Annotated in this window: 12 protein-coding genes and 2 pseudogenes; 5 read left to right on the top strand and 9 right to left on the bottom strand. The window is 59.7% G+C overall.

Going from position 1 to position 21,370, the window contains the following annotated elements:
* Both O3684_RS01505 and O3684_RS01500 read right to left on the bottom strand, forming a co-directional pair.
* Nucleotides 1-539 (bottom strand): annotated as a pseudogene (locus O3684_RS01505) (hypothetical protein); the annotation flags it as partial.
* On the bottom strand, nt 526-1,404 hold the full coding sequence (locus tag O3684_RS01500; RefSeq protein ID WP_500064550.1) for a DUF6318 family protein: 879 nt from the start codon (nt 1,402-1,404) through the stop codon (nt 526-528). The pseudogene O3684_RS01505 and the gene O3684_RS01500, both read right to left, overlap by 14 nt.
* A 613-nt stretch (nt 1,405-2,017) precedes the next feature.
* Here O3684_RS01500 and O3684_RS01495 point away from each other — a divergent pair.
* A complete protein-coding gene (locus tag O3684_RS01495) occupies nt 2,018-2,281 on the top strand; it encodes a ribbon-helix-helix domain-containing protein (RefSeq protein ID WP_500064548.1) in 264 nt (87 codons plus the stop codon).
* 181 nt (nt 2,282-2,462) lie between these two features.
* On the opposite strand, the gene O3684_RS01490 is transcribed toward O3684_RS01495, so the two are convergent.
* Both O3684_RS01490 and O3684_RS01485 read right to left on the bottom strand, forming a co-directional pair.
* Nucleotides 2,463-3,518, bottom strand: coding sequence for a DUF5692 family protein (locus tag O3684_RS01490; protein ID WP_500064547.1), 1,056 nt, complete (start codon nt 3,516-3,518; stop codon nt 2,463-2,465).
* Nucleotides 3,518-4,555: a hypothetical protein gene (locus O3684_RS01485; protein ID WP_500064546.1), complete on the bottom strand. Its 1,038-nt coding sequence runs from the start codon at nt 4,553-4,555 to the stop codon at nt 3,518-3,520. Before O3684_RS01485 ends, O3684_RS01490 begins: the two co-directional genes overlap by 1 nt.
* A 167-nt stretch (nt 4,556-4,722) precedes the next feature.
* Here O3684_RS01485 and O3684_RS01480 point away from each other — a divergent pair, with 167 nt between their 5' ends.
* The 4 genes and pseudogenes from O3684_RS01480 (at nt 4,723) to cas2 (ending at nt 12,586) form a co-directional block, all read left to right on the top strand.
* On the top strand, nt 4,723-6,012 hold the full coding sequence (locus tag O3684_RS01480; protein ID WP_500064544.1) for a DUF5692 family protein: 1,290 nt from the start codon (nt 4,723-4,725) through the stop codon (nt 6,010-6,012).
* Between the two features lie 4,502 nt (nt 6,013-10,514).
* Entirely contained in the window at nt 10,515-11,081 is a 567-nt protein-coding gene (locus tag O3684_RS01475) for a hypothetical protein (RefSeq protein WP_500064542.1), read from the top strand.
* A 33-nt stretch (nt 11,082-11,114) separates the two neighbouring features.
* Nucleotides 11,115-12,308, top strand: a pseudogene (cas1, locus tag O3684_RS01470) (CRISPR-associated endonuclease Cas1).
* A complete protein-coding gene (cas2, locus tag O3684_RS01465; RefSeq protein ID WP_500064540.1) occupies nt 12,305-12,586 on the top strand; it encodes a CRISPR-associated endonuclease Cas2 in 282 nt (93 codons plus the stop codon). Before cas1 ends, cas2 begins: the two are co-directional and overlap by 4 nt.
* A gap of 93 nt (nt 12,587-12,679) precedes the next feature.
* Here cas2 and O3684_RS01460 read toward each other — a convergent pair whose 3' ends face one another.
* Genes O3684_RS01460 through O3684_RS01440 form a run of 5 tightly spaced genes read right to left on the bottom strand, consistent with a single transcriptional unit; the run spans nt 12,680 to nt 21,362 of the window.
* Nucleotides 12,680-14,947 carry a hypothetical protein gene (locus tag O3684_RS01460; protein WP_500064539.1) on the bottom strand — a complete coding sequence of 756 codons (2,268 nt, stop codon included), beginning with the start codon at nt 14,945-14,947 and terminating at the stop codon, nt 12,680-12,682.
* Nucleotides 14,948-14,949: 2 nt separating this feature from the next.
* Nucleotides 14,950-15,573, bottom strand: coding sequence for a hypothetical protein (locus O3684_RS01455; RefSeq protein WP_500064537.1), 624 nt, complete (start codon nt 15,571-15,573; stop codon nt 14,950-14,952).
* Entirely contained in the window at nt 15,566-17,416 is a 1,851-nt protein-coding gene (locus tag O3684_RS01450; protein WP_500064536.1) for an RAMP superfamily CRISPR-associated protein, read from the bottom strand. The genes O3684_RS01455 and O3684_RS01450 overlap by 8 nt, the downstream gene beginning before the upstream one ends.
* Entirely contained in the window at nt 17,413-19,407 is a 1,995-nt protein-coding gene (locus O3684_RS01445) for an RAMP superfamily CRISPR-associated protein (RefSeq protein WP_500064534.1), read from the bottom strand. Before O3684_RS01445 ends, O3684_RS01450 begins: the two co-directional genes overlap by 4 nt.
* Nucleotides 19,404-21,362, bottom strand: coding sequence for a hypothetical protein (locus tag O3684_RS01440; protein ID WP_500064533.1), 1,959 nt, complete (start codon nt 21,360-21,362; stop codon nt 19,404-19,406). The genes O3684_RS01445 and O3684_RS01440 overlap by 4 nt, the downstream gene beginning before the upstream one ends.
* Nucleotides 21,363-21,370: the final 8 nt, after the last annotated feature.

The raw sequence follows: 21,370 nt of genomic DNA, 5'->3' as shown, positions 1-21,370 counted from the left end.
AGCAGGTTGATCGTGTGGGTTTGGGTCGGGTTGGTGACTGAGACGAGCGTGGGGACGTACTTGTTCGTATACGAGACGTGTGGGGGCTGCTTGTAGATCCCTGCGCCATCCGCGTGAATTGTGGCAGCAGCGTGACGCAGAATCTTCTGGGTTGAAGGAGGATCTGATGGCGTGTCTACGGACGGCGGAGGATCGTCGCATCTCCAGTAGGTAGGGAACATCAGATGACCCGAATCGTAGGAAACTGGATGTTCGCAATGGTAGCCAAGCGCAAAATCCAAAGCGCTGTTCGTGGTCGTTGGTTCAGTCGCTCGAGGTGAACCCGTGTCATCTTCTGATGGTTGAGAGGGGCTTCCTACTGTGCCAGGACTATCTTCGTTCTCATCCTCCCACATATCAGTGTTGACATCCCTATCGATTCCGTTGGCGTCAAAACCTGAACTTGGTGCGAGGGCTATCGCGGGTAGGCAATTCAAAATTAGTAAAGAAGATGAAGTGGCGGTGATTGCAAGGAAAATGCGTAATTTATTCGTCATCATGATCGGTGGCGCTTCCTTGTACCTCTGTCCAGCGGTTATCTTTCCATGTCATGAATAAGGTAATTGTTGAACTATGCTCAGAATCGTCAACAATAATGCTCTGCCCCTTGCACCTTGTTCCATTATTTGCGCTGACACGAAGGCGAACTCCGACGGTATTTGGTGGAATCGTTCCATCTTGCGATGAAACTGCTTCAAGACGAAGCACCTCCTGTACTGTTACTGAGTTTCCAAATGACCAGCCATTTGTATACATTTCTTGAGTATTGGCAATGTGGTTCTTTGCAAAGTTCGATGATGGGTCAGACATATTGGCTAGTGGCTGAGTGTCGCCGGTGTTCCAAGAATAGATCAGGAGTGCGAGGTAGTGTTCTGCGGCTGCTTCTGCTCCTCGCTCGGTGTTTTCCTTCGCTTCCTCAGGGAGCTCGGGTTTGGTGTAGGTGTCTGCGGCATATTGGGCGGGGCGTACGAGGACGCCGTCGGGTCCGATCTGGTAGCCGCCCGACATTGGTGGTTCGCTCGAGGCCGTCGGAGAAGCGGTGGGTGCGGGCTGAGTGGCGGGGGTCGTGGCCGCGACGCTGGGTTTTTCACCCCAGGCGTGCCACCAGCCTTCGGCGACTCCGTTGATGTAGACGGCGAAGACTGCCCCGGCGGCGAGGCACACGTAGACCACGCGCATCACCCAATAGAACGGCTCGACGTGCAGCCAGGCCTGGGCGCGCTCCCGCAAGCCTCCGGGATGCGCGCGCGTGGCCCGGTGCTCAGTATCGGCCTCAAAGCCTGCGTCCAGTGACGCGGACATGTCGCGCCGCAGCTGATCCTCATCCTCGGTGTCGAGGTGGTCGAATAATGGTGGAACCGTCATGGCGTTGTACTCCTCCACGGTGAGGTGCCCTGCGGCGCGCCCCCACCCTTGGAGGCGCGCCCTACCGTTTCAGGGTACGCGCAGAACCGACACGAAATACTAAGAATGCTGCGCAACCATCACGCACATCCTCCCATCCGCATTCCCGAAACCGCACGTATGTGTACACCCCAGCCCAGGCCTCGTTAATGAACGAGGAGAAAGAAGAAGTGAACGGGTCGGTTGCGGTGGGGAGGGTGGTCGTCTTGAGAGGCGTGTTGCGGTTGTTGTAGGGGGTGTGGTGGCCGGAGCTATTCCCTCTCGGGCTATTTCGTACTACACTGGCGTGTATACGAAACTATGGAGGTGATCGCGTGCGAGTCCGGGTTCATCCTCGTGTCCATCAACGTCATAGTGATGTTGAGGATGATGATGTTATCGCGGCCTTCGAGGGCACGTTGCGTTCGCGTGCGCGCGATACGCATCCGATCCAGTGGGTCGGAGTTGGCCTCGACCGCAAGGGGCGACTTTTGGAATATATTGCGGTCGAGGATGAGCCCGATGGATGGCTCATTTTCCATGCGATGCTGGTAACGCGAGCGGTGCTCGCAGAGGTTGGTTTAAGGAGGTAATGATGGCGACGTATAAGTCAGCTGACGGCGTGACATTCACCGATGAGGATCTGGAGCGTTGGGGGAACGAGGCCGAGAACGGTGTTCCTTACGACGGGAAGCATCTCGGATCGTCAGTGGCCGGACGTCCGATTAGCGTCGGTGTTGGTGCTAAGCCGTTCACCCTCCGTCTTGATCGTTCTCGCCGTGCCAAGCTTGCTGAGGTGGCTCAGGAGCGTGGTACGACGCCGTCGCAGCTCGTGCGCGACTTAATCGACGCACTTTAATGGCAGCGTCTGGTCGTTCAGTTGGCCTAGATGCCCGTGTGGCTTGGTCGCGCGAGGTCTCGTGTGCGGTGGTTTCGTAGTCTTGTTTTCCTTCTAGGTGTCATATGTGTGATCGTCTTCTTCACGGAGAACCCGTCAACGATGAGCAGATTCAGGCGTGGGCCGATGAGGCTGAGCGCGGCTACGACCTGACCAAGCTGGCATCCCCCCTCGCCGACGTAAAGCCCGCCTTCTCGGGTGTCGTGCCCAGGCGCGCGGCGATGAGCTCCTTGTCCTCCTGGGACGCGAGGTCACGGACCCACGAGGCGTAGGTGGCCTCGTCGGCGTGGACCTCCTGCGTGAGCGGGTTGCGCCGCTTGGAGACGATCGTGCGCACGTGCGCGGCGAACACCCACATGTTGGCCACCAGGGCGGCCGCCGAGAGGATGAGCATCGCCCAGGGGTTGTGGGCGCTGCGGTGGGCGAATATCGAATCGTGCATGAAGTGCGGGAATGTGAGCACGACTCCCGACCACAGCGTGAGTGTGTACGCGCGGTACTGGATCCACGCGCCTCGCCCGACCTTCATGAGCGCCGGGATCGTGCACGCGGCTAGCAGCGCCACGCCCGAGTACCACGCCCGGTCCGCCAGGCAGTTGTACACGTAGGCGAGGTTCCACAGGTCGTAGGCGATAATCCACCCGATCGTCAGGTCACCCCAGATGAGGGCGCGCTCCTTGCCCTTGGATACGAAGATCCCGACCCACCCGGAGATCGCGAGCAGGTTCAAGATGCCTGCAATGCCGTTCATGATGTTCCACGGCCCGCCCCACGTGACCATGCCCTGCGAGGGATCCACCCCGTGAATCCCGTAGCACTGGAAGTCGCGCACCACGGCCTCGGCGATGTTCACTGCGAGGATCGCGGGCGGGATGATCAGGTACCAGCGGTTGTAGCGCAGCCTCGGGAAGACCTGCAGGGCGACGAGGCACAGGGACCCCGCCAGCGCCGAGTACTGTTTCACGATCGGGAACCAGCCCGCCGAGGCCGTCCCCGCCGTCGAGTGCGGCCACCAGAAGATCGTCAGGGCGATGGGGATGACCACGAAGAGCGCGAGGACCACCCACATGTTGCGCTGTGCCAGCCACGCGGTGCCCGCGAGGAGCGCGACGACGAGGAGGAGCATCGCGTAGTCCCACCACTGGCCGACCTCGAAGAAAAAGAGCGTCGGGTAGTCCGGGGGAGTGATGGCGCCCATTAGCGCTGCTCCTTCCCCCAATTGGGCAGGTAGGTGCGCTCCATCTTCTGGCGGATCTGCTCCTCCCAGGAGAAGGCGGGTTCGGTCCAGCCGTCGAAGTAGGAGGCGTCGACCTCGCCCGCCCACGGGCTGTCCGCGCCCGTCGGCGGCCAGGAGGGGTCGTCGGTGACGGGCGGGCGGATCTCGGCGACGGCCGGGGCGGACCGTCCGTAGCGGAACCACTGGGTGAAGGTCTCCTCGAACAGGGGAGTCCCGTCGTAGCGCCCTGCGGGCGTGCCCGAGTTGAAGAAGCGTCCGCCCAGCATTCCGCGCATGAAGCGGCCCGTCAGGTGCTGCTTCTTCTTGAACTCGAGGACGCGCTTGACGTAGAGGTTTTGCAGGTGGGTCATGCACCCGCCGATGAACTCGATGTTGATCCAGTTCAGGGCCTTCATGGCGGGGGAGGCGGGCTCGTAGCCGATGCGCCAGTGGTTGATGAGGCGCGTGCGCCCACCCGACAGGGGCACCATGTAGAAGCACCAGGCGGCCGCGAAGTGCGTCATCCCGGGGAAGCGGAACGCGTAGGAGCCGGGCGCCTTGGGCGGGTTCTTCGTCTCGACCCACTGGACCATGTACTTGCCGGGCACGACGTCCGCCCACTCCATCGACATGCCGTGGAAGTCGAAGGCCGCGATGTCGCCGGGCACCATCGAGTCGGGCTGCTGGAACTCCTCCTGGATCTCGTAGGAGTTGAAGAAGGGCAGGCGCGCGAATACTCGCTCGAGGAACTCCGAGGAGAAGGATCCGGACTTTTCCGCGCCGATCTGCTTGAAGAGGCGCCACACTGCGTAGGCGGGCGCGTCGATCGTGATCGCGTAGGTCGAGGAGTAGCCGTTGTCGTAGTTGGCGTCGATGAGGTCATCGCCCGGGTAGTGCCAGGCCTGCTCCTCGGGCGTGGCCTTGCCGCTGAGCTGGCTGAAGGCGTACATGCCTCCCAGGAGTGCGGCGGTGCCGGTCAGGCCGGCGGCGCAGAGGGTGCGACGGGGTAGGCGTGTCATGGGTCCTCCTCCTTGAGGAATTGACGAGGGGCGCCCGCGCTGGCGCTGGCCCGCGTGGAGCCCCGGAACGATGGGGATTCGACGGTGAACCCCGCACACTAGGTTAGTGTTTCGGATTATGATAGCCGACAACTATTAGCCCGGTTGTGCGTTCGAAGGAGAATGCCGTGGACTCGCTTTTCCTGTGGGAGCTCGGGACTCCCAAGGTCTATCTCATCTGGCTGCTGGTGCTTGCCGCCCAGATCGTCGTCGCGGAGATTAACCGGCGGTGGAACTGGACGATCTTTGCCGTGTGGACCGTGGGCGGCATCGCCCTCATGCCCTACGCGTGGATCCACGGGACCCCGATGGTGGGATGGTTCCCGTTCGGCAAGTACGCGATCATGATCCTGACCGCCACCATGACGGGCACGGTCCTGGTGTACGCGAAGCGCAATCCCGTCAAGGCGCACAAGTACGCGATCTGGCTGGGCGTAGCCCTGTGGATCGGCCTGGCCGTCAACATCATGGAGGCGAACATCCGCGACCTCACGATCTGGTTCAACGCGGATGCGTACTACGCGTGCGGCGCCGACTGGCAGTGCCTGAAGGGCGTGAACGATGCGCACACGATCGACATGATCGCCGGCCTGCCCGAGGCCAGGGGAGTGAGCGCCGAGCTGCACTCCCAGCAGTGGTATCAGGAGGTCGCCGCCAACCTGGCGGAGCGTCACGTCGGCATTGACCCGGAGACGGGCTTCCGCACGATCGGCGGCTATTGGAACCTGCTGTCCGCTGCGGCCGGCCTGCTCAACATCATCACGATCACGGGCCTGGGTAAGATCATCGTGACCTCACCCGGCAAGCGCTCCGTGCGCGGCCTCATCTGGGTGGACATGGTGTGGCCGTGGGTGATCGCCTACGACCTGTGGAACCATGCATTCTTGTACAACTCGCTGGCCGACTACACGTGGTACTGCACGCTTGCCCTGCTACTCGCCTGCACGATTCCCGCGTTCACCTGGGCGAAGGGCCAGTGGATCTGGTTCCGCTGCTTCACGCTGGTCTTCTGGATCTCCATGAACACACTCCTGCCCGAGGTCTTGGTTCCTCCCTCGGACATCTTCAACTTCGCGACCATGGACCCGCGAGCGAACATCGTGTGTGCGGCCCTGGCGCTCGCGGCCAACGTCGCGCTGTTCGCCTACTGGCTGTACAAGATCGTGGTGTGCAAGAGGAATCCGATCACGGGCGTCCTGTACTGCGAGCTCGCCGAATTCCGCACCATCGTGCGCGAACACTGCGACGACAAGGACAAGTACTTCCTCGTCGACCGCATCCCCGAGACACCCGAGGAGCTCGGCTTCGAGCCAGACTCACTGACCCCGCCGCCTGATGGATATCGCGCGTGGATGCCGTGGTGGCGGGGAGAGGATAGAAGGCATCCGTTGAAGAGGGATGCTGGTTTGCGCTCGTAGGTGCTTTTCTGCCCAACATTGACGTGGCCTCCCCGCGTTGTGGCGGGGAGGCATCGGTCGTACGCGTGCTGGTTCAGGCCCGAGCTTGTTCCATGGAAAGCTCGTGGAAGGCCGCGTTGTAATGCGCCGCATGGCGCTCGGTGCTTTCTAACACGTGACACCACCACTGCTAGCAGTAAAGCTCCGGTCTTAATGCACCTCATGGCGCTCGGTGCTTTCTAACGTTACCTCGTTCAGCGTATCGGCTTCCGACAGGGGTCCTAATGCACCTTTTGGCGCTCGATGCTCTCTGACATAAAACAAATAACGAAAGATTCATCAAATACACGGGGTCTTAATGCACCTTTTGGCGCTCGGTGCTTTCTGACTGACGAAATCTACGGCCCGGCGACCAATGTCGCGATGTCTTAATGCGCCTTATGGCGCTCGGTGCTTTCTTACATCGCAGGCTCAGTACACTGACAGCCCAGATAACGTCTCGTCTTAATGCACTGTTTGGCGCTCGGTGCTTTCTGACTTACCAGACTGGCGTCAACAAGGGCGTTCTCTACCCGTCTTAATGCACCGTTTGGCGCTCGGTGCTTTCTGCATGTTATCAAGAAGGGAGACATGTCGATGTCTGTTAAGGCAGGTCTTAATGCACCGTTTGGCGCTCGGTGCTTTCTGACGTTATAGCTGCGATGGCAGTGGCTGTAATCGTATTGTCTTAATGCACCGTTTGGCGCTCGGTGCTTTCTGATAACGATTTTGACCTGCTCGATTTGCTCGACGAGACCCCGTCTTAATGCACCTTTTGGCGCTCGGTGCTTCCTGGCACATCGACACAACCAAGGAACACTATGTTCAGATACGTCTTAATGCACCGTTTGGTGCTCAGTGCTTTCTGACGCAGCCTCCGAAGTTCTCCTTGGGTTCAGCTACGTGTCTTAATGCACCTTTTGGCGCTCGGTTCTTTCTGACGCCGTGAAGGTTGGTGGGATGATCCGAAGATCAGCGCGTCTTAATGCGCCTTATGGCGCTCGGTGCTTTCTGACGTCGTGTCCATGATCACGGCGCAGGCGATGCTTGCGCCGTCTTAATGCACCGTTTGGCGCTTGGTGCTTTCTGACCGTCGTATTCCTTGACGAGTTGAACACTGCTCCCCCGGAGTCTTAATGCACCTTTTGGCGCTCGGTGCCTTCTAACCTGACGGGTGGCCAGAAACACTGAGTGTTGACATGCTTTCGTCTTAATGCACCTTATGGCGCTCGGTGCTTTCTGACACGACTACCTCAATGGCAACGAAGCACGCACCAACGCGTCTTTATGCACCTTTTGGCGCTCGGTGCTTTCTGACGCTCCATCCAGCGAGCAATGCACAAGCAGGCAATGCGCGGTCTTAATGCACCTTTTGGCGCTCGGTGCTTTCTGACGCACCCGAGACTGGGACTCAGTCTGCGCCGTCATCCGCCCGTCTTAATGCACCGTTTGGCGCTCGGTGCTTTCTGGCCCGCACTGCCCGACGTCGCGACGACGACAGTTGGCCTGTCTTAATGCGCCGTTTGGTGCTCGGTGCTTTCTGACCGCCAATGCGACTTTTCCGCGTGATTCCGCGACCGGTCATGTCTTGATGCACCGTTTGGTGTTCGGCGCTTTCTGACCCGCCAGGACTACTTGCTTTGAGGTCTTTAATTAGATGTCTTAATGCGCCGTTTGGCGCTCGGTGCTTTCTGACCGTGGAAAGGTTCAGGGTGGCCGCGTTGTTGTGAAGCATCTTAATGCACCTTTTGGCGCTCGGTGCTTTCTGACACACGGAGCTGGAACACTTCTACGCAGGCGGCATGGTGTCTTAATGCACCTTATAGTGCTCGGTGTTTTCTGACACGCTCGTGTCCGTGGCAGAGCTGGCCGCTGCCGCGCGTCTTAATACACCTTATGGTGCTCGGTGCTTTCTAACCAGGGCGACAAAGACGTTCTGGCAATCATTGTCAACCTGTCGTCTTAATGCGCCTTATGGCGCTCGTCCTGGAGGAAATTGGAAAATTTTGCATGAAATTCAGCTGTAATTCGTTCAAAAAGTGAAATTGAAACGTTGGTATTCCGCTGTTTTCACTGGTCGTTGACGTGTGTACCAAGAGAATTGCATGCGAGATTTGTGGCGCTCGGTGTTTTCTGACTCGTATGACCTGGGAGGATGTGGGGGAAGACGGGAGCGAGTCTTGATGCACCTTTTGGCGCTCGGTGCTTTCTGATAAGCGCAGTGACCATCCGTAAGTCCCCGAACCCCGGTCTTAATGCACCTTTTGGCGCTCGGTGCTTTCTGACCCGGATCCTGAGAAGCCGTATATCACAGTCAAGGTGTCTTAATGCACCTTTTGGCGCTCGGTGCTTTCTGACCGCGCTGTCGGCGTGGACGACGACGAAATCTACGGCCCGTCTTAATGTACCTTGTGGCGCTCGGTGCTTTCTGACCAAGAGCGTCGAGTTCCCCGATGTCATGTTCTTCAAGACCGTCTTAATGCACCTTTTGGCGCTCGGTGCTTTCTGACTGAGTGACGGCAGCACTCACGTTTCGACCGCATACACAAGGTCTTAATGCACCTTTTGGCGCTCGGTGCTTTCTGACATAAGCTCAAGCGAATTCAAGACCGCGTTCGCAAGCTGTCTTAATGCACCGTTTGGCGCTCGGTGCTTTCTGACCGGAGATTTCTGTATGACCTGAGAGATATCATCACGAAGTCTTAATGTACCTTTTGGCGCTCGGTGCTTTCTGACCGGAGATTTCTGTATGACCTGAGAGATATCATCACGAAGTCTTAATGTACCTTTTGGCGCTCGGTGCTTTCTAACCAGATCACTGAGATCCTCAACGCGACCAAGGATGATTGGTCTTAATGCACCTTTTGGCGCTCGGTGCTTTCTGGCCCGCACTGCCCGACGTCGCGACGACGACAGTTGGCCTGTCTTAATACGCCGTTTGGCGCTCGGTGCTTCCTGACCTGGGTAAACCCGAGAAATGCAATGGGACATTGACGGTGTCTTAATGCACCTTTTGGCGCTCGGTGCTTTCTGACGAGGGCGAGCACGTTCTCGATGCTGGCAACTACGTTATGTCTTAATGCGCCTTTTGGCGCTCGGTGCTTTCTGACCCGAGGCGGCGCAGTGCGCAGATGAGGTCTTGTACTCGTCTTAATGCACCTTTTGGCGCTCGGTGCTTTCTGACTCTTGGATGCAGCTGCTTCACGACCTCGGCTACGAGGACGTCTTAATGCACCTTTTGGCGCTCGGTGCTTTCTGACACGAGAACAACCTCGTCGCGATCCGCGCGGAGGCCGAGTAGTCTTAATGCACCTTTTGGCGCTCGGTGCTTTCTGACCACCCACGATGTTCGTTAACGCCGCGAACGTACAGTTGTCTTAATGCGCCTTTTGGCGCTCGGTGCTTTCTGACTGGGCGCTCGCCGAAAACAACATGCGACCCGAAAAAATCGCGTCTTAATGCACCGTTTGGCGCTCGGTGCTTTCTGACTGCGAGCCTGCCGAGGGTGGGAACGTGGCGGTCATGTCTTAATGCGCCTTTTGGTGCTCGGTGCTTTCTGACATGCCGAAGTTCATCTGGGAGGCGGCGGCTGCGAAGGCGTCTTAATGCACCGTTTGGCGCTCGGTGCTTTCTGACGATGGGACGCCGACCTAGAGCGGTCAGACTTCAACCTGTCTTAATGCACCTTTTGGCGCTCGGTGCTTGCTGACTCGCACTGAGGACTTGCTGGTCCTCATGACCTTGTTCGATGTCTTAATGCACCTTTTGGCGCTCGGAGCTTTCTGACTCAATTTATAGTTGGTCAACAAGTGCGGGTGGTAGCAGGGTCTTAATGCACCTTTTGGCGCTCGGTGCTTTCTGGCCCGTGAGGCTGAGCGTATCCTGCGCGCACAGATCGGAGAGTCTTAATGCACCGTTTGGCGCTCGGTGCTTTCTGACAGGTGACGTATGAGGATGACGCGCTGGACGGCGTGTCTTAATGCACCTTTTGGCGCTTGGCGCTTTCTGACTTAAGAAATATCAGCCAGAAGGAGCAGATATGGTGTCTTGATGCGCCGTTTGGCGCTCGGTGCTTTCTGACTCAAGATCAACGAGGTCGGCTATGCGAACACGGTCCTGTCTTAATGCACCTTTTGGCGCTCGGTGCTTTCTGACTTCGTTACATGCGCGTTAGCGCGTGTAAACGGACGCAGCGTCTTAATGCACCTTTTGGCGCTCGGTGCTTTCTGACTGTCCGGCGTGTCGTACCCCCTGTGGCCAGGGAAAACGTCGTACCGGATCGCCAGTGGCCGAATAAGCATCCCCCCGACCAGCAAGCACGAGGTCAGATTACCAGACTTTTCGTTGCGAATGCTCGCATCGCCGCGGAACGCCTGCGGGGCCGACGTTGTCCCGGAAATCGCCGCCATCGTCGGCGTGTCGCTCCTCCATAACGCTTCACACTTGGAGAGTAACCGCAGGGTTGTTGAGTGTAAGGACAGACAATGACGACACCCGCCACGGCCTCGTCCCTGAGAGAAGCGACCAGCCCAGAAGCCCTCACTCGCGCCAGACGCCGACTCCTCACAGCACACCCCGACCCCACCAGAGCGAACACCCCCACGCCGGGAAGCCTCACCGACGAACAACTCCGCGTCCTCGCCGCGAGCGACTGGGTGCCGCCACGGATCGCCGCACTTGACACGAACACGATCGCAACGGCCGACCCCATCACCCGGGCGCTCCTGGCCGAATCGGTGCGCGAAACCTTCGATCGCCGCCTCGCTGCGGAACGCCCCTACGGCACCTACGACGACACGCGGGCAGGATACGACGCATTCAGCAGGGGACTCGTCGAGGACTACGACCACGGCAACCACCACCTCGCGCGAGCCACCATCTGCGTCGCCGACCGGGGCCTCGTGACCTGTGCGGGTCTTTCGGCGCTGGATGTGTCCGACGCCGACGCGCCCATTATTGACGAACTCGCCCAGGCCTCGGACCCCAACCTGATCGTGAGCGTCCTCGCCGACGCCGCCCTGCTCGACCTTGACAGGTACGCCACTGGGTGAGGACTGCGTTACTCGCGCGTAGGAACCACCCTCATGCTCGCGGCACCAACCGAGCAGCGCCTGGCCGACGCCATCGACACCGTCGCGGCCGCAGCCATCAACACGGGTGCGCGCCTCACCGACGTGACGACCCAGTACATTGACGAGGAGAAAGCCCTCGCCAGCGTCGGCATCGACCCGTGGATCACCCGGCCCAGCGACGAACCCACAGGCCAAGCCGACCGCATCCTCTACGTCGGCCGCGATGGCGCGCGCGTCCATGTCAAAGCGGGCCGCGTCCTCGTCGACGCGCCCGGCTCGTTGCCCTCCACATCCCTCCCTAATAACAGCGTCACCCGTGTCGTCCTGTCCGGAAACGTCGGCCTGTCCGCCGGTGCGCGTTCGTGGGCGATGCGCGGCGGCGTCGACGTCGTGTGCCTGTCGCGGCGAGGCTCCTACTAAGGCACTCTCATCGGCGCCAACAGGGGATCGCACGCCAGTCGGCTCCTCGCGCAAGTGGCCCTCGTCGGCGACCGTGAGCGGCGCGTCCGCCTGGCCGCCAGCCTCATCGGCGCGAAAATCCGCGGTCAAATCCACGTCCTCACCCGCATCGCCCGACGCGACGAAGCCGTGCACGTCGCCGACACGACCGCGCACATGCACGCTTGGCGGCGCTCCCTCGCGGGCGCGCGCACACTCGACGAAATCATGGGCATCGAAGGCGCGTGTTCCAACGCCTACTTCGACGCGCTCGCCGCGTGCGTGCCCGCCGACGTCACCTTCGACGGGCGCAGCCGACGCCCACCCCACGACCTACCCAACGCCGCCCTGTCCTACGGGTACGCGATCCTCCTGTCCGAATGCGTCGGCGCGCTGCACGCCGCCGGGCTCGAACCGTCCCCCGGTATCGCGCACGCGCCCACCGACAAGCGGCCCAGCCTGGCGCTGGACCTCATGGAACAGTTCCGCCCACTCCTGGTCGACCAAACCGTCATGGCACTCCTGCGCACACGCAAACTCCGGCCCGAACACGGCGTCGTCGAGGCCGAGGGTGGGGGAATGTGGCTGGGCAGCGACGGCAAGAGAATCCTCGTCGACGCGTACGAGGGCGCCTGCCAGCGATCCGTCTCCGGAGCCCTCCCCGGATACACGGGGTCGTGGCGCAGACGCATCGCCCACTCCGCGCAGATGCTGGTGCGCGCCATTGCCGAACCCGACTACCAGTGGAGCGGGATCACCTGGCGATGATCTACAACATCGCCTACGACATCGCCGACAACAAACGCCGACTCCGCGTCGCCAAAACCCTCGAATCCTGGGGCTACCGCATCCAAGAATCCGTCTTCCAGCTACGCCTCGACACCGCCACGCTCGCGCGCGTGCGTTTGTTGCTGGCCGCTCTCATCTCCGAGACCGACGACGTCATCCACATCTACCCCATCTGCTCATCCTGCGCCGACCGCGCCGACATACTCGGCGCGGCCATAGCGCTGGATGATGTGGGGTTGTGCCGGGGAGTGTGGTGAGGGCTAGCGGGAGGCTGGTGCATACCGGGACCAGACATGGTGCCTGTTGTTTTGAAGCAACACTGGAACTCGCAGCGGAACTCATAGCTGTACTCAGTCTTGTTTCTTCGGTATCTTCAGGGCCTCGTCCCAATTGTCGGCAGCGAGTGGACGCGGGGCGTGTCCGCGTCCAGACTTAACCCTTCCGTCAGACTCGGTCTTATTATTCTGCTTGTTTTCGCTCAGTGTCATGTAGCGAACCTCTGTTTTGCCGGGATAGCCAAGGCATGACCTAAGAAACGCTTTACACCATGGTGTGCTGGAAAGAAGTCGATAGAAGCCCTCTGCTTCAGCAAAGAATTCGTTTCCCCATTCCTCGTTTAGCGTGTCTTTATCAGGGTCAGGGGCTCCCAGGCATCCGTCGAGATCTTCATAATCGTCAACAAGTGCAAATGCGTCATCGTCTGCGGTTTTGACGTAGCTAAGTGCCGAAAAGGATGTGCGCACTACCCCAAGGCCGAGAGGTTTACCCATCCCCATTCGCAGATAACCTTCCATGGGCGCGCTGCTTTCGCCTTGATCAGATTCTGGCTGATGTTGCGATTCCTGCGCGTACTGTCCGAGGAGCTTGGAATCCAAAATCCAAAGGAGCGTCCACAGCTCCTCTTTTTGTAATCCTTCAAAATGGATCGTGCAATGGAAGGTGCTGCTGCGGGGAATCCAGGTTATCGCGGTGGAATAGATATCTGGGTTCGTCTTCTCTTGTGCTCGGAAATTCTCTTCTAATTGCTCTGCCTCGTAACGCTCGAGGGTCGCGTAACCTATGCGCCCGTCACTCTGTTTCTTCTGTTCTGCATCTCCGCGTTTCTTGTGTTCTGCATCTCTACGGCGAAAGCCGTATGAAGCTGCTCCAAGGTGGTCTCCCTCGGAATAGTAGTCAGGTCTCGGGCGTCCGCTGATCGTGTGGCCTGAAGTATTAGTGAGAAAACGGCGAGCTGAACCTGTATTTGGTCCGAGAAGGGGGCGAAGATTAAGTTTCTCATCCTTAGGCGTTACTTCGCTTGTGTCGACAGCGCTGATCGTGATCCTTCCTCTAAGTGTCGACAATTGTTGATCTTTCTGATTGGCGGCTGCCCCGGCGTCCATGGGGATGAAGCCAAAGATATGGTCCGCCGGGGATGCCTCGATTGCGTCGCTAACCGGGAGTACTCCCTGCTCCTGAGCTAAGCTCCGTGGACTGCGCGAGTAGTTGCGCCTGCCAACCTGTGTTGGCATGAGCTCAACGACCTTCTTTCCTTGAAGGCGGGCATATGCTAAAAGGCCGGAGTGGTTGATTGGAGGTATGTCCTTGTTCCCTGCTCGATCGATGACGAATCTGTTTGGCTTAGTTGGCGTCTTTGAAGTGGGATCTGTTGAATCGTAGGAATATGAGCAGATAATTTGATCGTAGGTCTCTGCCACAGTGGGATCGATCTCGATTTCTTCATTGCTGCGATGGTCATAGAAGAAGATGCGCTCGGATAGCTTAGAGTCGAATATAGACTTTCCTGCCTTGAGGAGATGGTCGGGTGTGGTGGAATAGAACCAGCCAGTATATGCAGTTTCGTCACTATTTGATGTGGCGACCCAGTCTGGAACGTTGAGTTGTGAGTAAGCGTTATCCCCTCTTGCTTTGATTTGTGTGACTATATACGAATCCTTAATCTTCTTTGCCATGAAGTCAATGCGCTCTCCGTGCTGGAGCTTGTTCCAGGCAGAGGAGTTCTTGAGGAGCGGATGTGGCTTTTTGTTCTCCCCATCGTCTCCTGTTTCGTGTGTCAGTAGTTTCGCGTAGAGAGCACGCCCCGGACCGTACAGCAGTTTCCCTCGGTGAGTACCGAGGTCGTAGTTGTCATCTAGCCTTACCGGTACAAGTCCGAGAGCAGCGGCAGGGTCTGCCCGGTATGTCAGGGTGGTGTTGTGTTCACCGAAAACGCGGAAACGCGAGGCGGTCAAACGTTCGTATGCGTTCGAGATCATGCCTTTGATCATTGTCGGGGAAATGAAAGGGTGTCCAGTTGTCGGGTCGATGGGGACTGAGATTTCAGCCGGTTTTCCTTTTGATTTGTTTTGATTACCAAAAATGAGGGCAGTCATCACTTCGACTGTTAGGCGGAGTGATCCGCTGTATGTATCAATTCCTAGGTGGTCAAGGGGGGTGGGGAGTCTGTCGCTCAGAAATGTTGTTACAGTTTCAGGAAGGTTCGGGCGGGCGGAGTCGCTCTGTCCTTCGCGCTTTGTGTCGTCAGCTACATGCTTTTGAATGGATGTGCGTAGTACCGGAATGCAGTTCACTGATGAATGGAACGAAGTGAATTGTGGCTTTTGATTGTTGCTCGACATGATTAGCTCCACCTTCCCGTGAATAGCTGGTCGACTACGACCGTGTTTCCGTACTTATCTTCTTCTTGGATGAACTCGAGTGCCGACATTTCGTTAGTGGTGGGGTCTTGTTTGCCCTGTTTTGTCTGACCAGTGCTGGTATCGGGGGCAGACTCTTCTTTGCTAGTCGCAGCAGACTTATGCTGCAGATAACTCACCTCGTGGAACCACCCGCTGACAGCTACTGATTCCGTGACTTCAGACGATGTCTTCAGTCTTCCGAAGGTGAGCGTTAGCTCAACGGCACCCACGCCGTTCGCCCAACGGAACTCGTGAGCCAGAACGTCGCCCTCTGTGGGTTCATCGGGCAGTTTCACCGGTACCCACAGGCGCAGCTCGAATAGCTTCGTCGGATCGAATTCTCGTCCATCGATCTGCGCGACCGCGAGCTTCGGTGCCTCGGTGGAGGATCCCTTATCGAAACCTAACACGGTCCACGTCCCGTTGGTTGCGAACGCCAGGCCCTGAATATCCTCACCCGAATGTTTCCGTGCGTATACGAGGAAGAGATCCAAGCGTGGTGTGTCACCAGAAACCGGGGGGATAGATGAGTGTGTCAGCATCGCTTGCTGATTCTTGTCAGTCATCGGCGGCTTCCGTCCCTTCAGATTGTTTACGCGCGGCTCCCGGACCGTTCTCTAGGCGCTTAGACCACTCTGTCCCGTCATACTTATCTTTCAAATGGCGCAGGACCCGTCGCGCGAGCTCGCGTTGTCCCTTGTATAGCGCGTCAGTCATGACGCCAGCGCCAGTTGCCGGCTGCTGCAGTGCTTCGCAACCAGTGAAATTCCACGACGGAAGGTCAACACCTTTACGGTTAGCCCCCTCTACCTCGATCGTTGTAACAACGACCTGGCCCAGGCCTCGCGTCGAACGGCTACCCAACGGGAGCGTGCCAGCGGACAACTCGGTGAGTACCAGCCCGAGCAAAACGTAGGCAGCGTGAGCGTAGTCCGCGTGAGTAGGCTTCGACTGCTCGCGATCTTCCGAACCAATCCCTGTTTCGTCGGCGCCGACGGTCTTGCCATCGTCTTCAGGCCCCTTCTCGGCTTCGATGTTGTTCAGGAGCTGGCGCAGATCAATGTCGATCGTGATCGGTTCCCAGTGAGTGCCCAGGTAGACGGCCTCGGTGAAGAGACCACCGTCGATGACGCCGCCCGTCCACCGATCAATCGCGTTGTGTGTGACCTCGATGCGTTCCCCACGCTTAGTGGAGAGACAGTCATGGACGGTGACTGCGCCCCGGTACTCCGTGCTGCCGAACATGTAGCGGACCAGGTTCGGCTCTGCGGCGAGCTGTTCGTGGAGATCATGGGATGTGAACGTGGGCAATTTGTCTTTTGCTGCGAGCACCGTCCGTGTGATGCGCGAGGCCCGTGAGCGCAGCGCACCACGAATCGATGTTCCCGGTATGAGGAGTTGGGCCTCATCCCAGGGGACAGACGGATCGCGGAGGGGCTCTGTTACTCCGTTGGCGGTGGGGTCCTTCTTCCGAGCCTCTTCTTTGCGCTGCTTCGTCAGCTTTTCGTCCTCGGCGACGAAAATACCGGTGGGTGACCACCAGTTGATCCTGATGCGTGCAGGCTCTTCGAGGGACCATCCGCCCAGTTCGAGGGGAATCGGCGTACCTTCCTCGTCCTCACCGATGAGCGCATCGAGAACGTCCGCAGGTGCAGTCAGCGCACCGGTATCGGTCGTTTTGCCGGTGCGACGGAGCTTCGGCTCAATAACCTGGATTGTTCCCTGGCCAGAGCCAGTCCGCCCACCGAGGCATACCGCACCGGATGTCAGGACATCGACGATGACCTCGAGGAGCTTTTTGACGGACTCGGATGACGCGGGCCCCGGAATCCCCTCCGACTGGTCGCGTCCCATCGTTTCGTCGTCGCGCCCCTCCGCGGTGATGCGAATGTCGAACTTTGTGCCGCGGGGAAGGAACTCGTGCTCGTACAGCGCTCCGTCCGAGGCAGCTCCTGTCGTCCGGTCGATGCCGACGCCGTGACGCCTCGGCAAGGGGGAATCTCCGGAGTCGCTGTCCTTGTATTCCGGGAAGGAGACGGCGTGGAAGGTGAGCGCGCTCTGCCTGATCGGCAGGGAGTCGTCACTGCGCAGGCGGCGATCGCGGAGTGACTTGCCGGTGTAGTCCGTGTCATCGCCCCACAGGGACACCCAGCTGGCCTTCGAGAATACTCCTCCGTCCTGAGTCGTGGGATGCCCGGCGTCTTCCATCGTTTGGCGGGCGATGTCGCACGCCGCGCGAACCGCGCCCCTGATGGACCTGCCGGGGATCGTCGGCTCGTGGAGGCCGTTGCGGCAGAAACGGATGACGGTTCCCTCTCCGTCGCGGTCGGGGACAGCATCGACACCACCGATGTGGAGTTCCGACGTCAGCTCAACGGGGATAGTGAGCTCATAGCGTGTGAATGTCATTTGTGTTCGCCTCCTTTGGGCGTCTTCGCCGACACAAAGTGCGCGAGCTTTGCTTTCGTGACCTCAATGGCTTGGATGCTGAGAAGGGGATGATCGACGACGAAGCGCCCGTAGCCCTGCGCCGTCAGCTCGCCCACTCCAAAGGGGGCAAGCTCCAGGAGCTTGGCCCGATCTTCCTCGCTGCCCTGCACCTGAATTACGGACCCCGCCTGGATCGCAAGGCGACTCGCGCGCGGCCCGTTGTCCGCAGGCGACCACGAGTCGACGCGGCGGTGACGGATAGAGGGGGTACCGACTGCCTCGACGGTGATGCCCTCGCGCTTGAATGCACGAATGAGGTCGTCGGTGGTCCCTCCAGCCCCGAGTCCAGCCGAACGGGCGATCACATCGGAGGTGAACCACAGCGACACAACGCTGGACGAGGTCGTGGTGCCCTCGCCGGGGGCCGTCCCATCAGCGGACGTCGAGGCAGTGCTCGTGAGCTGCGTGCTTCCGGCGTTGCCGAAACGGCCACGCGACTCCCGTTCATCGTCTGTCTCTATGCGCAGCGTGCACGTCGCAGATCCGAACGTTCCTGTGAGTTTGCGTGACCCGAGCCGGGCCTCGCGTGTCTTACCGAGAAGATCGGAGACAGAGGCGGCCTCCCAGAGCTCATCCGACACCCAGACGTGCGCGCGCATGCACATCTTTTCAGGCAGGGCCTCGACCAGGACGAGTTGTCCCTTGCTGGCCGCGCCCGTCTCATGGTTGATGGCGGTCGTCTGTCGCCCGCGTAGGGGAGGCTTACCGTACCAGCCCTGAGTCTTCGTGCCGGGCTCTTCACCGTCGCCTTCCTTCGGGGCGAAGAAGACATATCCGCCGCGAATGGGGATCTTCACCGTTTCCTCGGTGGAGTCGCCGTACAGGGTGATGGTCGAGTCCGAGGGCGATGTCTTGTCCGTCTTGAGCGTGAGGGGAACGGGGAGTCCCTTAGTGTCACTGATGACGGGCAACGCATCTGAGACGAACAGGTGGCCGCCGGTCACGGCGTTGGTAATGACGGCTTCGTTCCCTGCTTGCTTCTTCGGTGACACCAGCCGGTGCAGCCACGGGAGCAGGACCGTTCCGCGCAGGAAGTCCAAGGAGCGGATTTCGTTCGAGAAGGGGACCTCGTAGGACACGATGGGCGAGTTGAGTGTGAGGTCGAGGATCAGGTGGTGCCCGCCGCTGTGCTGAGCTGCGGGACCGTCGACGGTCCCGACCTGGTGTTGTGTGCTGCGCTGCGGGGCTGGGAGCGCGCTGACAACGCCTGGCTCGAGAGACTGTGCCAGCTTCTTGAGGCTCGTCCTCAGCGTCTGTGCGTGCGACGAGGCGAAGGTGACTATCTCGGATGTGGACTGCCCGTCGCGCGCCTCAACCTTGTCGCCGGATACAAGGACCGTGCACTCTCCGTCGCCTCCGCTGCGTCCCGAGCCGATGCCTCGGACCATGAGGCCCGCGACACCCAGTAGGAAGTGCGCGGCCTCAATCGTCGCCTGGTCGGAGGTCTCAGCTCCGGCCTCGTCGATGAGCGTGAAGGTGCCCGTGAGGACGCCGGCCGCTGCGCGCTCCGTGAAGCGCAGGAACTGGTCGCGCGCCGTCCCCGTGGTCGGGTCGATGGACAGGGATACAGTGTCGTGGATGTCAATCGTCGAGGCCGGGGTCGCGTCCGTGAACAGAACGTGACGCGGGTGGGGGACGGAGCCCGGCTCGCTGTTGGGGTCCTGGCCGAAGAGCCACAGGGCGAAGTTGGTCCACTTCCCGTCCTTCTGCCCGTCGAGCGCCTTTGCTGCCAGCATTGCCTGCTCGCGCAGAACACCCGTGATGACCGTGCCGCGCACGACCGGGTCGTCGCCGCAACGCTCGATTGTTGAGTGCGTGCGTCCCGCGTGGCCCACGCCCGTGGATACGCCCCAGTCGGACGTGAACACGATGGTTACGTGGCCGCTTGCGGTAGGTGAATCCGTGGTCACTGGGCACCTCCTTCGGTGGAATCAGTCGCTGTTCTCTGGGAGTTGGTGCCGTCGGCGCCTTTGCTCCCAATCCGGGAAGCAAGGTACCCCTCGGGCAAGTTCTCAGACAGGTCGATGAGGTCCAGGAGCCACTTGATCTGCTCGAGAGATTCGCAAGCCTCATCGGAACTCGAGGATTGAGGGGGAAGAAGTATCAGCTGTTTGGAAAGGAGTCCAGCACTGGGTGCGTTCTGTAGCGCGTCGTCCCACTCTGTTGCCGCCTTTTCCGCCTTACCTTCCGCGAGCAGTTTGACGATGCGGTTCGCGCGGGCGCGCGGGAAAGGATCGCCGGTGATCTGCGTGGGATCGTCCGGCTTCTTACCGTCGAAGGCGGCGACTGCCTGAAGGATGCGCGCCCAGGAGGACAAGGGCTGCGACGTTGTCGTGGGTGTTTCCTCGGACGAGGTCGTGGTCGCGTCCCCGGTCCGATCCGGCGCGTAGTGACCGATCAGGAAGGGGCGCTGCGTGCGGCCCTTGTACTCGTCCAGCGTGTCATCCGGGTCGAGGACCGTCGCGTCGCGCAGCACGTGGAAATCGATCGTCGAACAGGGGACCGTTCCCGGCTTCTTGCCAAGCTTCTTTCCTCGCGATACCAGCTCTTCCGCCAGGTCGTAGGCGATGTGGAAGGGGAAGTTACGGCCCACGATGGCCACGCCCGCCGAGGCCGTGAGGGGGCCGGGTGTCTCCGCGCCTGCGACGACGGCAAGTTGTTTCAGAAGCTCGTCCTTGCCGGTGAGGCGCTCGTAGTGGCGGATGTAGGCCTCGGCGAAGGGAATTGCGTAGCGTCCGTCTGTGTAGACAGTGACATCGTCGCCGCCCACCAGGACGGGAACCACGGGAAGTGTCTTAAGGCGATTGATGCCAGCAATATTGTCGACGGCTTGCCATGCCTCAGCCACCGCTTGATTGACGACTCCGTCGAGACGGTAGTTGACCTCCATGACGAACCACTGGAAACGATCGTCATGAATCGAGCACGGGTTGTCTCTGCGTTTATACGCCGCGTCTTTGAGCGAATCAAGGCACGCGTCGACTGTGTCGAAGGCTCTGCCGAGGTCGCGCATGATCGCACCCACGCCGTTGCCGTCGATGTGGATCACGCCGACGGAGGACAGCTCCGGGAGAGGATTCGTGGCCCCGACCTCGTTAGACACATCCTGAAAGGCCCTCTCCAGCTGAAATGGGTCCTCGTTCAGGTTCTTGATTCGATCTCTGACTACCTCGTCGCTCAGAGTCGAATCCTGGCGCGCGATGACTTCCCTGATCTGCAATCGGCGTGCCGAACGCGACCACGCGCGCTTGACTCGCGACGGAAGCGACAGGGGCCGATCCTTGTCCTTTCCCGTCTGCGTTGGGAGCTGACCCCCGTCGTCCGAAAGCATCGGAACCTTGAGTGAGTGACTCGCGTACTTGCGGATCCTGTCGAGTGCCTCATCCGAGAGTGCTGCTGAGGCGGGGAGCGCCGACTCATCCGCCCTTTCCAGGAACGGGAACTGTGGGAAGCGTGCCGCCGCCGGTCGGCGGCTCAGCGAGTACTCACTGAATTCACGGTCGAGTTTGTCGAGGTCCTTCGCTTCGAGGGCGTCGGGCGCTGTTGGGGTGAAAACACCCGTGACGTCGAGGCCCGGGGCGTCAGTCAGCGCACGGAGCGTAACCTCTCGGATCAGTCGCTTCGCTAATTCCTTTGGAACGCCATCAGTCTCGGTGAATCGGACGATCACCTTGCCGGACGAGTCGGAAACCCAGAAGGAACTCGGAAGGGTCTTCGTATTAAGGAGTTCTTCTGCCTTATCCTTCACCCACTTGGACAGCAGCGTGATCTCAAAGGATGCGCCGATCTGCTCACGCAAGCGAGGAGAGGAGAAAATGAAGGGCTGATTGCTGTTCGTCTGCAGCATGACGAGGTAACTTTCCATCGTGATTC

The sequence above is a fragment of the Pauljensenia sp. 20925_1_27 genome (genome assembly GCF_041432835.1).
Lineage (GTDB): Bacteria > Actinomycetota > Actinomycetes > Actinomycetales > Actinomycetaceae > Pauljensenia.
This window is presented reverse-complemented; position numbering and strand designations above follow the sequence as displayed.

Excerpts from the sequence above, each read along its gene's own strand:
- O3684_RS01500 (WP_500064550.1), bottom strand. The coding sequence starts at position 1,404 with ATGACGGTTCCACCATTATTCGACCACCTCGACACCGAGGATGAGGAT.
- O3684_RS01495 (WP_500064548.1), top strand. The coding sequence starts at position 2,018 with ATGGCGACGTATAAGTCAGCTGACGGCGTGACATTCACCGATGAGGAT.
- O3684_RS01490 (WP_500064547.1), bottom strand. The coding sequence starts at position 3,518 with ATGGGCGCCATCACTCCCCCGGACTACCCGACGCTCTTTTTCTTCGAG.
- O3684_RS01485 (WP_500064546.1), bottom strand. The coding sequence starts at position 4,555 with ATGACACGCCTACCCCGTCGCACCCTCTGCGCCGCCGGCCTGACCGGC.
- O3684_RS01475 (WP_500064542.1), top strand. The coding sequence starts at position 10,515 with ATGACGACACCCGCCACGGCCTCGTCCCTGAGAGAAGCGACCAGCCCA.
- cas2 (WP_500064540.1), top strand. The coding sequence starts at position 12,305 with ATGATCTACAACATCGCCTACGACATCGCCGACAACAAACGCCGACTC.
- O3684_RS01460 (WP_500064539.1), bottom strand. The coding sequence starts at position 14,947 with ATGTCGAGCAACAATCAAAAGCCACAATTCACTTCGTTCCATTCATCA.
- O3684_RS01455 (WP_500064537.1), bottom strand. The coding sequence starts at position 15,573 with ATGACTGACAAGAATCAGCAAGCGATGCTGACACACTCATCTATCCCC.
- O3684_RS01450 (WP_500064536.1), bottom strand. The coding sequence starts at position 17,416 with ATGACATTCACACGCTATGAGCTCACTATCCCCGTTGAGCTGACGTCG.
- O3684_RS01440 (WP_500064533.1), bottom strand. The coding sequence starts at position 21,362 with ATGGAAAGTTACCTCGTCATGCTGCAGACGAACAGCAATCAGCCCTTC.